The sequence below is a fragment of the Maribellus comscasis genome, assembly GCF_009762775.1.
Taxonomy (GTDB): domain Bacteria; phylum Bacteroidota; class Bacteroidia; order Bacteroidales; family Prolixibacteraceae; genus Draconibacterium; species Draconibacterium comscasis.
The window spans coordinates 7,177,804-7,194,682 of record NZ_CP046401.1; the positions used below are offsets into that span (position 1 = coordinate 7,177,804).

General features: G+C 37.9%; 12 protein-coding genes. All 12 read right to left on the bottom strand.

All coding sequences use genetic code 11. The features are described from left to right. Positions 1-152 precede the first annotated feature (152 nt). Positions 153-1,127, bottom strand: a complete 975-nt coding sequence (locus GM418_RS28745; protein WP_158871464.1) for a glycoside hydrolase family protein — start codon at positions 1,125-1,127, stop codon at positions 153-155. Between the two features lie 196 nt (positions 1,128-1,323). Further along, entirely contained in the window at positions 1,324-2,148 is an 825-nt protein-coding gene (locus GM418_RS28750) for a sialate O-acetylesterase (protein WP_158871466.1), read from the bottom strand. A gap of 11 nt (positions 2,149-2,159) precedes the next feature. Continuing rightward, a complete protein-coding gene (locus GM418_RS31560) occupies positions 2,160-4,358 on the bottom strand; it encodes a glycoside hydrolase family protein (RefSeq protein ID WP_217447621.1) in 2,199 nt (732 codons plus the stop codon). Between the two features lie 29 nt (positions 4,359-4,387). Beyond that, the gene (locus GM418_RS28760) at positions 4,388-6,322 is read right to left on the bottom strand and encodes a glycoside hydrolase family 97 protein (RefSeq protein ID WP_158871468.1); all 1,935 of its coding nucleotides are present in this window, start codon (positions 6,320-6,322) and stop codon (positions 4,388-4,390) included. Positions 6,323-6,479: 157 nt separating this feature from the next. Next, a complete protein-coding gene (locus GM418_RS28765; protein ID WP_217447622.1) occupies positions 6,480-7,586 on the bottom strand; it encodes a nucleoside hydrolase in 1,107 nt (368 codons plus the stop codon). 169 nt (positions 7,587-7,755) lie between these two features. Continuing rightward, on the bottom strand, positions 7,756-9,126 hold the full coding sequence (locus tag GM418_RS28770; RefSeq protein ID WP_158871470.1) for a glycosyl hydrolase family 28 protein: 1,371 nt from the start codon (positions 9,124-9,126) through the stop codon (positions 7,756-7,758). Positions 9,127-9,139: 13 nt separating this feature from the next. Next, entirely contained in the window at positions 9,140-10,666 is a 1,527-nt protein-coding gene (locus GM418_RS28775) for an arylsulfatase (RefSeq protein ID WP_158871472.1), read from the bottom strand. Positions 10,667-10,676: 10 nt separating this feature from the next. Beyond that, positions 10,677-11,612: a family 43 glycosylhydrolase gene (locus GM418_RS28780; RefSeq protein ID WP_217447623.1), complete on the bottom strand. Its 936-nt coding sequence runs from the start codon at positions 11,610-11,612 to the stop codon at positions 10,677-10,679. Continuing rightward, a complete protein-coding gene (locus GM418_RS28785; protein WP_158871476.1) occupies positions 11,609-12,742 on the bottom strand; it encodes a glycoside hydrolase family 43 protein in 1,134 nt (377 codons plus the stop codon). The genes GM418_RS28780 and GM418_RS28785 overlap by 4 nt, the downstream gene beginning before the upstream one ends. A gap of 65 nt (positions 12,743-12,807) precedes the next feature. Further along, positions 12,808-13,791, bottom strand: coding sequence for a glycoside hydrolase family protein (locus GM418_RS28790; RefSeq protein ID WP_217447624.1), 984 nt, complete (start codon positions 13,789-13,791; stop codon positions 12,808-12,810). 153 nt (positions 13,792-13,944) lie between these two features. Next, positions 13,945-15,315: a sulfatase family protein gene (locus tag GM418_RS28795; RefSeq protein WP_158871480.1), complete on the bottom strand. Its 1,371-nt coding sequence runs from the start codon at positions 15,313-15,315 to the stop codon at positions 13,945-13,947. Positions 15,316-15,405: 90 nt separating this feature from the next. After that, a complete protein-coding gene (locus tag GM418_RS28800) occupies positions 15,406-16,833 on the bottom strand; it encodes a sulfatase family protein (protein ID WP_158871482.1) in 1,428 nt (475 codons plus the stop codon). Positions 16,834-16,879 lie beyond the last annotated feature (46 nt).

Consider the following 16,879-nt stretch of genomic DNA (forward strand, 5'->3'; position numbering starts at 1 on the left):
TAGTTAAGGACTTTACTTATTTCAAAAATAATTCTCACTTAAAAATATAAATGGTTAAAACCAAGTCCTACAAAATGAATAACAAAAACCTCGGAAGCGTTTCCGGAAACGTTTTCATTCTCCGGAAACGTTTCCAGAATCAGAAGTTTTAATTATAGCGCTTTCTTTCTCAAATGGTACAGCCAAAGCCTGGTTATGTCGTTTTCATTCCCTGCAACAAGCATTTTGGGATGTTTGAGCAATTTCCCGTTCATCCCGTAAATCATCATAATATCCCGGGGACCAGTTCGCGGTTGTTTAAAGAAAAAAGGATCAAAAAGACGCCATCGGACACCATTATCAGAAGTATAGTGTAGCCAGGTAAATTCCTCGTTTTCAAAATGGCGGTAAAAAAGATGCCAGATATTCGCTATTTTAAACACGCGGGGCATTTCTCCTCCACCATCAACCGCAAGAACAGGCCCCGGATGTTTTTCAAATTTTAAATCGTTTACAGAAGCTTTGGCATACCCGACTCTTACACTATCAAGTTCACGATTTGTGTTGAAAGCTTTATAAAACAGATGAAGTGTGTCTCCATCAGGGATAACACATGGATCATCCAGACGCATGGAATCCCAATCATCAATGGAACCAGGTGTTATCACTACACCATGTTTTTCAAAATTTCCCATTGGCGCTCCGTTTTTATCGGCTTTAGCTATAGCAAGAATAATGGAACGTGACATATATCCAGATTCTCCCTTTTTTGCATAAATGTTCGCACTATCATTGTTCGACTTAGGTGTGCCTCCATAAAAAAGATAAATTTTGTCATCGGTAGCCAATACATGCGGACTTGAGCACCCTACGGCATCGGGAACACCAAGTTCAGCATGTTTTGCGACGGTAGAAACATATTCCCAATGATACAAATCGCTGCTTCGATAATACCTTATCACTGCATTATAGGGAGACATTCCTTTTTCCAGATAATCCGTAAAAAGATGATATTTTCCCTTTTTATCCTGATAACAGCTGGCCATTCTGGGTTGATAAGGTGTGATATCAAAAGCAGGCTTTTCACTATCCAATTCTAATTTAAAATATTCAGAAGTAGCAATTTTTGTTTGAGACTTTGTGAACATAGATAGGACTAATAATAGATACAGGCTAAATATTTTTTTCATTATGCAAACAAAAAATGAAGTGATCTTAAATTTTACAAGCTTTCCGTATTATCTTACTACAAAAATTTTAAGCAGGCAAAAACAATTCAAACAATCCCATGCGCTGATTGCAGGCAAATGAAAACGTATAAAGAAGAAATACATTTTTATATGTTTATTCATTGTCCTCTTTGTTATAATGTTTATAGATAAATTCAGCAGCTTTTGTACCAATATCGTTCAAGCCTTCCTGATTGTAATGAACTTTGTCTTTAAACCACTTTCGTTGTCCAAACTCATTTGTTTCTCCATAAGCGATATAAACTCCGTTCATTTTTTCCGCAATTATTGTCTGAACATCTCTCACAGCCCGACAACCGCCTGGTGCTTTATCCTGCTGATAAGCCGTTTGTACGATAAAAAACGGTAAATCTTCACCAAATTCATTTCTGAACCTTTTGATCAATCCTTCGAGTGCCTTTTGGTATTCAGTTGCAGTTAATTGTCCAGCCAAAATAGCATTAGCATCACGTTCGCCTTGAATCCAGAGGACACCAGACAGACGAATGCCTGACTTTGTTTCGGCCATTTTTGTTTTTTCAACTGCCTGAGCAAAGAGTTTGCCCGAAGTATCCCACGTACCGTAGTTAGCCATTTCCGCTTTCCAGTGACAGGAGGCACCTCCCCGGGCCGCTGTTACCATATAAATTTTTTGCATGAAGAGTTCATACATCCTTTTTGCAAAAGCGGGAGCTACACTTCCTGTTCCGGCTTCCTGAAATTGCTTCCATGATTTACCTGCAGGATCTTTTAGTGGAATAAATTTATTGTTTTGAGCATCAAATTCAAATGCTGTATTTGTTTTACATACAGGACTATTTAACGAATCTCCCTGACCAACAGCATTACTCTGACCGGCTAAAAGGAAGAGTTGAGATTTTTGAGCAGAATTAGAAAAACAATTCATCAAAATAAAGATTACGATTATTTGAGTTTTCATAACTTTCTTTTTTAATAAATTAGCGGAACTATTGTTGAAAATGATATTTCACTATCGACAGGTAATGTTGCCATAATAAGTGCTTTCATTTTACCATGTTCCATATAAATTTTTGGCATGTCACAGGTGCGCGTGCACGTTGTAACATCACCATCTGTCCAGGGAATTTTTCCTGAAAGAAATACCAGTGGTGCTTGCGCCAATTTCCAATTTAATCCGGATGAGTCTGAAGTCCAAAGCAACATTGAACCTTTTGGATAGTCCGCAAAACTTTGATAACAATCTTTGCCGATACAATAGTAACGTCCGTCTTGATACCACTGCACATGGTCATCAATAGCAAATTTAGACTGCACGTCAGTATCATCCTCTTTGTTCTCTACTATAATAAAAGGAATATTCGTATCAACAAACGGGCCTAAGGGTGAATCAGACAAAGCAGTTACATGCACCACCTTTCCACCCCATGTGCTTCCGTCAACAGTAACGTATTTGTATGCCATAAGAAACTTACCATCGGGGCGAAGGGAGACCACAGGTGTAGCAGTCATCTGTCGCCCATTCGAAATATCTATTAAAGGCTTATCAAAACGTTTCCATTCACCATTAATATTATCAGTTATAGCAACACCAACTCTCTGATTATTGCGATTTACCCACCATTCAGGATTATCTGTTTCAGGCATAAAATCATCAGGAGTTGTAGCCCAATAACCGGAACCTTTGTTCCCATTATAGTAAAGATAATATTTGCCATCATACTCAATTAAATGAGGATTGTGAGTCATCTCACCATCCCAATATTCATTGCCTCGTGCTGGAAGCACCACATTTTTAAAAACATAAGGTCCAGTTAAATTATCTGACACTGCATGAGCCACTTCTGAATGTGTTACCCAGGCATGGTGTCCACGAGATTTTAACCAACGTGAATAAATGGCATGATATTTCCCATCTTTCCCTTTTATAATATTTGTTCCCCAAACATTATATTTCTCCTCTTGAATGATATTGGATTTATCCAATTCTTCGGGAAGTAATTGTTGAAAATTTAGTTCTTCAGATTTTTGTTTTAAAGGTATTCTTACATTGCACGAATGATCACGATATACCCCATCGACAGTCAAGCTTAATGCACCATACAAGGATCTTGGAATACCATTTTCAATTAACAATTGTGGGCGTTCAAGTTGTGCGGTACTCTTTTCTCCATTTTCCCATTCAAATCTACTCCTTAGTACAAGCGGATGTTTTGTTGGTTTCCAATCGCACCCATTTTCCGATTTCATTAGGGCCAAAGCCCCGGCATCTCCTGTATATGTTCCAACAACATCGCGTACAATTGCATAGTATTTATTATACTGGTGCCATACATAAGGATCTTCGGCAACCATATGAATATTTTCTGTTCCTTTTAGCTCAAAAATTGGTTCGCTGTGTTTTTTGAAAGGTCCCAGAGGGTTATTTGCAAAAGCCACCATAAAGCGAACCTTTTTCCCAGTCGAAAGTTTGTAACTCTCATCAGTAGATAAATCAATGGGCTTATAATTTTTACCTTTATCGACCGCTTTGTATATCAAAATAATTCTCTCATCACTCGTATAATTAACTGCAGGATTTGAGGTCATCAACGCATCATAAGCTGTGGGATTATCACTTACATCTATTATTGGTTTATTCAAACGCTTCCATGGCCCGGAAGGATTGGAGGCAACGGCGACGCCTATTCGCTGGTTATTGCGATAAATCCACCAATCTTTGTTACTCATCGAAATGGGTTGTTTGGCTTCAATAGGGCCAGTAGTTCCCATGTAGTAAAGGTAGTATAAGCTATCTTTTCTGAGTATTGTAGGATTGTGGGTTGTTGTTCCATCCCAGAACTCTTTTCCCCGAGGAGGAAGCGTAACATTTACAAATTCAAAAGGACCATCAACATTGTCTGAAACAGCATAAGCAATCTCTGAGTGGGTTACCCACGCATAGAAACCAAGTTCGCGTTTCCAACGGGAATAAAACATGTGGTATTTCCCATCTTCACCTTTAACAACTGAAGCTCCCCAAATGTAATAATCAGAATCGATGAATTTATTTAATTTGGGAACAGGTTGCACCATGGCCCCAATATTTAGTTCCTGACCTTTTACAAAACCTGGATTAAAAACAAATGCGGCATAAGGTAGTATAAAAATTATTGGAATGATTTTCTTCATAATATACCAACTATTGGATTTAAAACTGATTATTTCTCTCTTGCTTTAAACCAAATTACAGCACCTCCATTCGCGGCTATATTCAACATTAAATTATTATTCTTATCACAAATAATTACTTCTTTTTTGAATGGAATGGCTGTATTACGCTTAGTTAAATTAGCCCTTGGGTTTAGTCCTTCCAAAGGGACGGGTTCTGCTAAAATATCATCTGAAAATATTTCAGCAGAATAATTTCCTTCCTTTAGAAAATTACAATTTACCTGCAATTGTTTTTTCTCTCCGGCACTTAAAACTCCCAAGTACCAGTCATTCCCTTTTCTGCGTGCGAGAATTGCCAATTCACCTATTTTACTTTGTGGAAGAACAAAAGTTTCATCCCAAACCGATGGCACTTCATTAATAAAATTAATGGCAGGTTGAATTTTTTGTGTCTTCAACAAATATTCGGGATTTTCGGCGATACATTGAAAAGGAGAATAATAGCAAACCAGTGTAGCCAGCTGATGTGCCCAGGTAGTTTCTCCGGGAGCAGTAAAAGCAAGTGGCGTATAATCTGCATGTCCTGTAACGTAGCGAGTAAACGGCAAAGCTGCATTGTGACTCGCAGAAAGTGGTCCTTCTTTCATATTATTTAGTTCAACTCCCCGAATTCCTTCACGTGAAACTTCGTTCGGATATGTTCGGTATTCGCCCGAACTTTGCTGGCAACCGTGAAAATTAACCATCAACTTTCGTTCAGCAGCTAGTTTTAAAAGGGCTTCATCAAAGTCGATGAGTGATTTAGTCTCGCCATTCATAAAATCTACTTTTACACCGACAGCACCGGTTTGTTTTAAACTATCGAGAAATCCAGCCATCAGGGCATACCCGTTTTCAGGAAAATTGAGCTGATTGGAATGTTTCCATAAAAAAATGCCTACATTTTTATTTTTTGCATAATTACACAACTCTGTAATTGTTTCCCATTTGTTACTCCACCTTTCCCAACCTTCGTCAACCATTGTGTATTCAAATCCAAGTTTTTCAGCATTATCAACTGTACGCTTTTCTGCCTCAAAAGTTGAAAACTTTCCCGACCACCAATACCAGGCTGCTTTTCCAGGTTTAATCCAACTCATATCAGCAAACAATCTTCCATCAGGTTTTGGATTTAGCGATGGAACAAGGGTGTTATTGACGAGACTATTTAAATCATCAGCTAAAAGAATACAACGCCAGGGAGTTAAAATATCGCCTTCTATTTCAAATCCTTTTTCACCTTCTGCAAAATTTGCTTTGAATGTATTGTCACCAATAGCCTCCAATCGCATTCCGCTGTAATTATATAAGGCAGCTTCAGCCACTAAAGCATAACCACCGGCCGGCATCTCGCAGGTTAATGTCAGCCCCTGAACCGGTCCCATTTTTGAAATAGCTGGCATTTGTGAAATATCTGAGCAGAGCCATTCTCCGGCATGAGATTTTAATTTCCAATCGTTATTGCGTTCGAAATACCATACTTTTGTATTGTTTGGGAACCGGAATGAACTTAATTCTCCTTTAACATCCTGAGTGCCGGTACCTGGAACTATGTACCGGTAAGCTACTCCCTCTGCAGAAACCAGGAATTCAAGAAACCAGGTAAAACCATCTTTTTCCTTTATTTCAAATTTTGAGATGTTCGTCTTGTGGTAAGCAGTATTTTTTCCACCAAACATTGAATAGTCAAATTCTTCACTGAAACGCTCAGAAAGCCTTATTTTTGAATTAGACCCTAAACTTTTCTCATTTACTACAATTCCTATCAAAGAGGTATCTATAATTACATGCCCATCTTTTTTTACGGTGTATGATATTTGATGATTTTTTAATTGTAAAACCTGGGCTTCGACGCCATTGTTAGAAATCTTAAATTCTGTTTTATTAGAAGTACATCCTGCAATAAACAGGAGGGTAACCAGTAGTAAAATTAGATTTTTCATTTATGTCATTTCTTTAAATTTATTTCTGTTTTAATCATTCAAGGCCTGTGAGTCAAACTCAATTATGAGATACACCCCGACACCAAAAGCTATACAACTCTTCGTTCAAACAAATCGGAAAGGAACATCCAAACACTATCAGAAATTGAAAAGTTCTCTAATCCGGATGCTTTCCTTTTTGTAATAACATTGGTTTTCTGTTGGCAGGAGGATCGCCTGAATATTTCAATTTTGCAGGCTTTTGTATCATTAAATCCTCGATGATTACAGCCAGATCCCTTTTGGGCATCTTATCGATTAACCTGTAATGATTTCCATTTTCGTCGGGTATCCAGTCAATTACCGCGCGATCTTTAACAACCATTGTACCGCTTTCCATGTCAAAATAGTTCCGCACACCTCTTACCGCAACCAAAACTGCTGTTTGGTCGTAACTGGATCTCCCTCCTTTTCTGTATTTATAGTTAGAAACTGTATCCAACCTGTCTTCAATAAATGCTATCTCGTATGCATCTTTCACCGGATTATTTTTTGTTTTCGTTTTCACCAAACGATCACCTGTCCGAATAGAACGTCCTATCTCTCCCCCGCTAATAATGATTTTGGTTGGCCAGTTTTCAAAAACATATTTTCCACTCTGAACATCCAGTAATATATTACATGCGTCTTTCCCTTCCTTGAAATCGCCGGCCATAGATACCAATTGTTTAACTTTTTTCTGCACTAATTCCATTCCCGTCAGCGGACTTATTTGATCCGGCGCAGATTTTAATAAATTGTTCAAATTTGTTAAAAACCCGACAGTAACAATTGTCACACTACTATCAGGCTGGTTACTTAATACCTTTCGATAAACTGAAACTGCATCGGGCGCTTCTGAAGTTGTATAAATAGTATGCTGATAATGTAATGGTAATTCTTCTGTCCACTTTCTGCCTTTATGCCATGGCCCAAAGGCTCCTGCCCTGCCTTTTACTGATCCAATTGGTATATTCGGTCGTCCGTAATATGTATTGATTATGTCAATCAATGGAACCGATTTCTCATATTGGTTTGAGCTTCCGCAAGCCAATATTTCGACTTCCCCATTATCAGCTAAAGCATTCAAGGCTGCCAAAGCCCCCACATCATCATAATCTGGTCCCATGTCTGTATCAAAGATGACTGAAACCTTTTCAATAGGGTGCCAGACATTTTTTTTTGCCAAACTGTTGTATAAAAGAATACCTGCAAAAAAAATTAACAATATTAGTCTTTTCATCATTTGTGACTTTCATTATTTCTTAATTATCCAAATTGATTTTTCTCCTTATTGGTATAAAAAAAGTTGATTATAAGACGCAGCAAAATGAATGAGTTTAAACCTCATGTATCCCCTGTAACAAATTTTATCATTTTTGGGTATTGTAGTAATTCCAAAATCAAATTATAATTTAATAAACGAAACAAGTAGATTGATCATTTTCAATGCAAACATTAAATACAAATTCATTTTTCACTATTGAACTTTCACCAAGAGGGCTTCCTCCAATACAACAGTTTTTAAATAAGATCTGGTTAACAGGATGGAGCTTGTCAAAGCCTGCAAGCTCTATTTTACCCCCTGGTGATTGCACATTAATAAAATTCCAATTTTTTATTGCTCCTCGTTCATCCCGAAACCCAGTGGTATTGCTGTACCTTGTTTTTTCCACTTTTACCTCTATGGGCCGGCCAGGTTTTTCCAAGAAGAAATTTTCAAACGTAATGTTCTCACACAGTGCCCAATCGCTGTGATCACTCCGTATACCTGCATGCACATGTTCCAGTACATCAATATTTCGGAAAGTTATATCTTTAAATAGTGAGGTTTCCATTGAGGCTCCTATTCTTAGACCATTACCTGCATGAGTGTTGTAAATAACACAATTTTCTGCGAGACAATTTTGAGTTGGTGGTTCGCCATTCGTCTCGGCATCCAGCGCATGCCATCCAAAACCATCATCACCACAACCTATGAAACAATCATGCGCATAAAAGTTAGTTACCCCATCTATGTCAATTCCATCATTGTTTACACCAAAACTAAGTAGGTGCATCCAACTTACTTCTATATTGTTACAAAGAAGATATAAAGTTTGCCACCATTCACCGGCACGTAATCCAATTCCTTCAACAGTTATATCATTACACTTTCTAAATTCAATAGCACATATCTTCTCTTGCTTACTTGTATAACCTCGCGCATCAAGTATGCCCCTTCCTTTCACCTTCACATTTTCAAGGTCCTCTCCATAAATACGCCCTTTAACCAATGCCCCCGAAGCCAGATATATTGTCTGCCCGCTCTTTGGAGTAATAAGCCCCGCGTCATGAATTCCCGAACCAAAATACATCACATTCGGATCATCCGGTTTTGGGATATCTTCTTCAATGGGCAATAATGATAAAAGCAATGGTGGTGCATTATTTATCTCTATCACCAGCATTTGAGGCTTTGTAATTTCAAAACTCAGCTCATTCCCATCAACTTCGCCTTTAATATCCTTGCTGTCAGGTCTAATCCTGTATTTTGAAATTATATTATTAAAACTGATATTAATCTGAGTCCGTTCTGCAAGTTCACAGATTGCTGTTTCAAAAATGGTATCAGCAAAGCATTCTTCGTGAGCAACAAAAACCTCTTGATTATTTATATTAACTTCATATAAAACACTTTTCTCGACTCCGGATCTGGATATTGGCACCGAGGGTTGTTGATGAACACATGACAGTTGAGAGCAAAATATTAATCCCAACATACCTAAGACATAAAATTTTTTCATATTAAAGCATTGTTTATTTGTCCAATGGCCAAGGTCTAACGCCATGTTCTTTGGCAAAATCGTTATACATTGCATGTAATTCGTCGAATTTAGCCTGCTCCTTTTTACTCAAATCATTAATTTCGGTTGGGTCATTTTTAATGTTATAGAGTTCCCAATCCTTTTCGTGGAGCTGTACTAATTTCCAATCTCCTTGTCTTATCGCTTTATTCCCGATAAATGACCAAAAATAGATTCTCTCCTTATCTTGTTCTTTTCCATAAATCAGGGGAAGGAAACTTTGTCCATCGTACTCGCCTATTTCGTTCCCATTAAATATTTTGGGATATTTGGCTCCTGCTAATTCTATACATGTGGGCATAAAATCATTTATATGAGCAGGTTCGTGAATTATTTCGCCTTTGTTTTTTATTCCTGCGGGCCATCGTGCAATCATTGGTGTAATAATCCCACCCTCGTGTTCCATCTGTTTACCTTTGCGATATGGCGTATTACTTACATTGTGCCATATTCCATAGGTAGCATTCGAATTTCTGCTTCCAATTTTCACTTCAGGGGTTTTATTAAAATCGGTAAGGCCAGCCCCGTTATCGGATAGGAAAAATACAATCGTATTTTCCTCAATTCCTTGCTCTTTGAGAGTTTTTAGTAATCTTCCTATATTTTGATCCATGCAATCAACCATTGCAGCATATACTGCCATTTCACGAGCTTCCTGCTCTTTGTTTTCCACCGATTCCCAATCAGGATATACTGCTGGAGAAAGTTCCAATTCATTTGAAACTATACCCAGTTTTTGTTGCTTCTTAAAACGAGCATTTCTTACTGCCTCATATCCAACTGAATATTTGTTTTTGTATTTTTCAATATCCTGTTGTTTAGCCTGAAGTGGATAATGAGGTGCGATATATGCCAGGTACATGAAAAACGGTTTTTTATCAATTCTTTCATTTTCAATAAAATTTATTGCATAATCGGTAAAACCATCTGTAGAGTACCAAGTTGTATCGGGCTTAACGAGTTCCCCATTCCAAAAAATAGGTCTGTCGTAAAATTTTGATGGGTAAAAATATATTCCCCCTCCTGCAGGCGTTCCATAAAACTTGTCGAAACCACGTTTATCAGGCCACATGTCGCGCTCGTTTCCAACATGCCATTTCCCTCCCATATATGTTTGGTAGCCGGATTGTTTGAGCACCTCGCCCATAGTCACACTCCTCTCATTTATAAAGCCTTGATATTCTGAATATTTGGAGCGTGAAGGCGACATACTCCCCATGCCTGCATCCCACTGGTATTGACCTGTTAAAAGACTTGCTCTCGTCGGGCAACATACCGATGCGTTATAAAAGTGAGTAAAAAGGACTCCCTCACTTGCCATTTTATCAAGGTTGGGAGTTTCTATTTCAGACCCGGTACAACCCAAATCCGAATATCCCATATCATCGGCCAAAATAATGATGATATTGGGTTGTTTTGTCACTTGTGAAATGCAGGTAATACTAAATACAAAAAACAGTAATGTTAGTATTTTTTTCATTTTATGAGTTTTAATCTTTTATAATATCATTCCAATATAATGGGGCCATTCTGAAATCTTTACATTGAGTACCGGAAGAGAGGGTTAAGTACCACTGCCCATCTAAATCCTGAATTACCTCAGCGGCATGCCAGGGATTTATCCTTCTCACTAGATCTTTTATTTTCCATAAAAAAGGCGATTTACTGCGGAAAATATCTTCTCCGCCAACGGGCCAGGGCCGGGCAGATAAAAACAGATAGTAATATTCGCCCCGCTTTACCACAAATGGCGATTCTACTCCAGGCATATCAGTATTTTCATCAAAACAAATTTTGGGATCTGACCAGTTGTTTAAATTATCACTTGTGCTATAGCCAACAACCCAGTGTTTATCATCTTTCATCATACTGTAATACATTATCCACTGTTTGTTAGCCTCATCTCGAAAAACCATTGGGTCTTTATTTTTCATGTTTTCTGTGAGTTCATTTTTTAAGGCTAACACAGGTTTTTCAGACTTTGACCAATTAAATAAGTCTCTTGATACCACATGATGAATTTCCCGGGGTATCCCAATCTTCGTATAAAACATGTGGTATAGATTATTGTGAAAAATAATGTGGGGCGCCCATATTTCCACAGCGCCATCAGAAAAGGGCTTTTCCTTCACCCATCCTTTCTGCGTTAAGGAATCGGCAATTAAATGGATGAAATTCGTTTGAGGACTTATAATTCCATATAGATGCCATTTTTTATCTTTCGCATTGTAAATTATTGTATGGTCATTTAAATATGGTATTTCATAAGATGTGAAAATTTCACCAAGCTGAATGGAACCCATTTCCGCAGAATACCTGTTCTTTGCAATTAAGTTGCATGAATCTTTTGAATATTGTGCAACTGATGTATTGAAACAATCGAACAATATTAATATTGTTACAATATTAAAATGTACCATTTTCATTTTTTCCATGTTATTGTTTGAATTGTATAAGAGGGCTTTCTTTGCAGAATTTCACCTTTTTCATTAAAATCAATTGGATCGATCACTAAAAATGGCTTTTTCGTAATCTTATTTATTCCATGACAACTTATCCATAAGCGACCATCATACCCGGTAAAAACTTCGTTATGTCCGACCTGCTGAAAAGGGCTGTCAGGATCATCATCAAAAGCAAATCCTCTTGCTTCAGACCGCTCTTTAATTTTCGCTCCATAAATCGGATTGTTCCTGCCTTTCACCCATGGTCCGTTAATATTGGTAGCAGTTGCATATCCTATTTCATACCCTCTGGTATTACTCGAATAGAACAAATAATAAATGCCATTTCTTTTTATCACATAGGCGCCTTCAATATGAGCTGAATCCCATTCATAACATTTCGTTACTACTTTCTGATAACGCCCCACCTGATATATTTTCACCGGGGTTCCGTCTTCATCCATTTTAACGTCTCTCTTCCCTGTTGTAATCGCCATTTTAGGTTCTGAAATAAATTTGGCATTGTCTAAATCGATCTCTGCTGACCCCATCCAATACTCGCCTTCCTCGTCTATGTTGTGCCAAAATGCATACACTTTACCATCTGTATCTTCGAAAAATGTTAGATCATTGCCCTGTGCTAAAGGTTTGTCTTTTGTTACAACCTCATATGGCCCTTCAATATTATCAGCTACTGCATAACCCATTTGTTGCCAATTGTACCCTAAATTCGAATTGCGACAATTGAATGTGGCATAATATTTTTCATTTATTTTATGCACTTCAGGTGCCCAAAAACGTCTATAATACCACGAATTTGAATCTGGACGTAGTACTATATATTTAATGAATTGCCATTGCTTTAAATCTTTTGATTTATAAAGTGGCACACCCTGATTCAAATTACCATTCTTTTCCTCACGTGCCCAATGCGGCCAGGCAGTTCCTGTTAAATACCACCAATCCCCTTCTTTAAGAACCTGACAATCACGCAATCCTTTTTCATCGATCCCTTTTGAAATTGGATTTTGGTATGAAAATGTCTGTAATTTCTCATGCCCGCAAGCAAATAAAAACGCTAAAAAGATGATGGTTAAAAGTCGTTTAAACATGATGATAAAAGTTTAAATTAAATACCACTTAGCACATTACTTTGATGTACATACATTCCGAATTCTTATTCCTCAGCCGTTTTTGTAATTTTCAACGGAATTTGAACATTAAATGTGTGGCGAACACCCTGTTCATCTATAGTATCGGCAGCACATAAAAGAGCAACCGGTTCTCCATTTTCAAAATAAACCTGAGGCCGTTCTAGGTGATCGAATTGCTGAGTCTGACCATCTTCCCAGGTAATTTTACGTTCAGAGATTTCAAAATTTTTGGCTTTATTCCAGTGAATCCCATCTTCAGAATCGTAGTGAACCAATGAAAATAATCGTTTACCTTCAACGTGGCGTATTCTTTTTACGATGGCGCGGTATCTTCCATCCTGATACCAAATGTATGGATCTTCAGCAGGAAAATCTTCACCTTCAAATACAAAAACAGGATCGGGAAGTTTTCTAAAAGGTCCTGTCGGGCTATCTCCGATAGCCACGCAATGAACTACCGGACCGCCAAAGGGCATTGGCCGCTTTTTCCCAACTGCCTTATATACCATCAATATCTTACCATCAGTCATTTGGCAAACAGATGGGTTTGAAGTCATTAAGGCATCATGAGCCAAACTATCGTTGTGAGTAATATCTAAAACTGGTTTATCGAACCTTTTCCATGGTCCATAAGGACTGTTGGCAACGGCTACTCCTATGCGCTGATTATTTCGGTGCAGCATGTTTAACTTAGATTTGCCTGGTTCACCAAGTATTTTTTTATCACCGGTATTACCCATGTAATACAAATAGTATTTCCCGCTAAATTTATGGATTGTTGGATTGTGAGTGCACGAACCATCCCAAAAGTTTTCACCTCTTTCAGGTAATGCAACTTCTTTAAATGTAAAAGGGCCAAAAGGAGAATCAGATACTGCATGTGCAATTTCTGAATGCGATACCCAAACCCAACCCGGAGCTTTAGGCCATCGCGAATAATACATATGGAACAGGCCGTCTTCTCCTTTCGCAAGGGAACCACCCCAAATGCTCATGGTGTCATTCACAAAAACTGAGTTTCGAGAAACTTTCCCAAATTCGATTTTAAAATCGGGGCTAGTTTTTTCTTGTTGACAAGAAAATAATAGCAAAATAGCTACTGCAGTTACAATTAAGAATATATCAGATATATGTCTCATAGCATTATTCATTAAATTGATTTATTTTAATAATTGATTTTCCCAATATTTTATAAATTCATCATTACTGGCATCTTCAGCCAGGTTCATTTTTTCAATTTTTGATTTGTACCAGCTTTTTGAGCTAGTAATTGCTTTCTCAATTGTTTCCGGGGTTTCAGAAATCATATCTTTTTCATAAACTTTTAAGCTGTCAGTCAAAGTCTTGAAAAGCTTATCTTTTATTTCAACATATTCAATATCATTGGCCAGGTTTTTAAATTCCGAAGGATCTTTATCTAAATCATATAACTCTATTTTAGGTTTCTCATTTGCCATAAACTGGGCAAATGGTTCCTCCAACTTCCCTGAATTATACAACTGATAATAAAGTGTGTAAGCCAGATATTCTGATTTTTTGTAACCACTCATTTGCATCCATGGTGTTTCGGGCATCCGGTTCCAAATTAGTTTATACCTTCCATTAGAAATACTTCTGATGTCATCCACTGCATCACCACTTCGTTGCCGAAACCCAAAAACATAATCGCGTTTTTTTGCTTTTTCTCCAAGGAAAACATTTCCCTGTAAATGTTCCGGAACAGGAATTCCAGCAAGGAAGAGTGAAGTTGCAGAAACATCAATCATGCTTATTAACTGGTCATCATTTTTTGCACCTTTTAGTCTTTTCGGAAATCGAACTACCAACGGTACATGCAACCCACCTTCGTATAAAAATTGTTTGTCGCGTAAATGCGGACGTCCATTATCACCAAAAAGAAAAACAACAGTATTGTCTGCCAATCCTTCTTCTTCCAAGCGCTGTAATATTCTACCTACTTTTTTATCAGCAATTTGTACACTTTCCAAATATTTTGCCCAGTCGGCTTTTAATAGCGAATGATTAGGATAGCACCTGGGAAGATGAACAGATTCATATTGAATGGGGTCTTCCAAATCATCAACGAAGGGCCGGTGGGGTTGGAAGATTTGCACCTGGGAGAAAAATGGCTGATTCGGTTTGCGTTGTGCCCAGTCAGTTCCATCATATATATTTTCTGTAATAAAATTAAAGTCAACTTTCCCGGGTTTTGTCATATCATCATTCCCATTAGAACAGAAATAGCCTGAATTCCTAAAATATTCAGTTATTGGAGAAACTCCCTCAGGAAGTTCTCGTTTCATAATTGTACGATGTTCCAAACTATTAATACATGTTGGGTACATCCCTGTAATCATCGATGAACGACTGGACGAGCAAATAGGTGCTGTTACGTATGCCCGTGTAAATAAAATTCCTTCATTTGCCAAATTGTCAATATTGGGTGTCTTAACGTCCTCGTTCCCATAGCATCCCAATTCAGTGCCTAAATCGTCGCAGTTAATCCACAGGATATTGGGTCTTATTTCCACTTTTTGAGAACAAGCGAATAAAATTATTGTGATTAAGCTTAGTAGATTCTTTAGATTCATCATATTAAATTTTTTCCTTCCAATTACTTGCTATTTCGAGAAAGGAAGCGTCAACGTTTTTCCATAGCCAATCCGTTTTCGTTTCTGTACATATTGTCGTGTATCTGTAAAAATATCCATTTCGCCCGTTACACGAGGATCTTTGGTCAACATACCATATTGGCGAAATTCATTGGCGAGCCTTTGCATATCATCAGCAAAGGCAGGATCTTTCGACAGATCATTCAATTGCCAGGGATCATTTATAAGATCATAAAATTCAACTTTTGCCGGTTCAATGGCTTCTTTATTTGTAAGAGGTAATCCAATTTCATCCACGTTGTTATAAGATACAATATAAGCAAACCGATCATCGCGGATACTTCTTGATGATCTGCTGTCGGGATCAAATTCGCCATGCCACTCCAGACCTGTTACAACTGAATTTCGATCTGCTTCAATACGCCCCGACTTTTTCGATTCCAGGATCCGCAGCAGACTTGAGCCGCTCATTTCTACAGGTGGTTTTATTCCCGCAACCTCAAGAAAAGTTGGCGCAAAATCAGTAAAACAAACAAAATCACTTACTTTTCTCCCAGCTTTCACACGTGAAGGCCACATAATCGCAAGTGGCTCATGCACCCCCAGATCATAGCCACTTGCTTTACCCACTTGTTTTTCCCCTCTTAATATTGGTGTACCATTGTCAGAAGTCACAACAACTAAAGTATTATCTAATTCGCCAATGGCTTTCAGGCTTTCCAGCATCCTTCCGAGTTGCATATCGGCATAACATATTTCATAAATATAGTTTGCTCTATCTTGTCGGTTCTCTCTTGTGTCCTCAACACCAGGGAAAAGTTGAATTTGATCGAGGGTAATCCCAAATTCCTTCTCCAACCGCTTATAATTTTCACTGCCATTAGGAAGATGAGGTTCCGAAAGACCTGCCCAAAAGAAAAATGGCTGGTCCATTTTCCTCGCTTTTAGAAACAAGTCAAAATTGGCTGCATAATCGTTATCTACAATACCTTCAATTTTATTATCAATCTTCGCCTCATTAAACGGGACTCCAGACACTTCTGAATGTCCATTCTCAATATGTACACCGGGGCCCCAGGTTTTTTGGGTGTTTCCGATATAATATCCATTTTCCGCTAATATATCTGTAAAAACAGGAAATTTATTTGGCAAAAAAGCCTGAATAAAAGCCCCTTGTTCCAGCTCCCAGAAGTTGCGACCAGTAAGTACACTAGCCCTTGATGGAGCACATGATGGTGCAGAGGTAAAGGCATTGGTAAATAAAATACCCTCTTCTGCTACCTGATCAAAGTATGGTGTTGGTATCTTTCCAAAGCCGTAGGCACTTCGCTCTATCCAACTTTCATCGTCTGTAATAAAAAAAAGAATATTAGCTCGCTTTTCTTTCTGGCAAGAAAATAAGATTGAGAATAAAATCAACACAATGTATCTATTCATTTTCGATTTGTTTTTTTAGTTAGCAGATTGGTTTAGTAATTTAAAT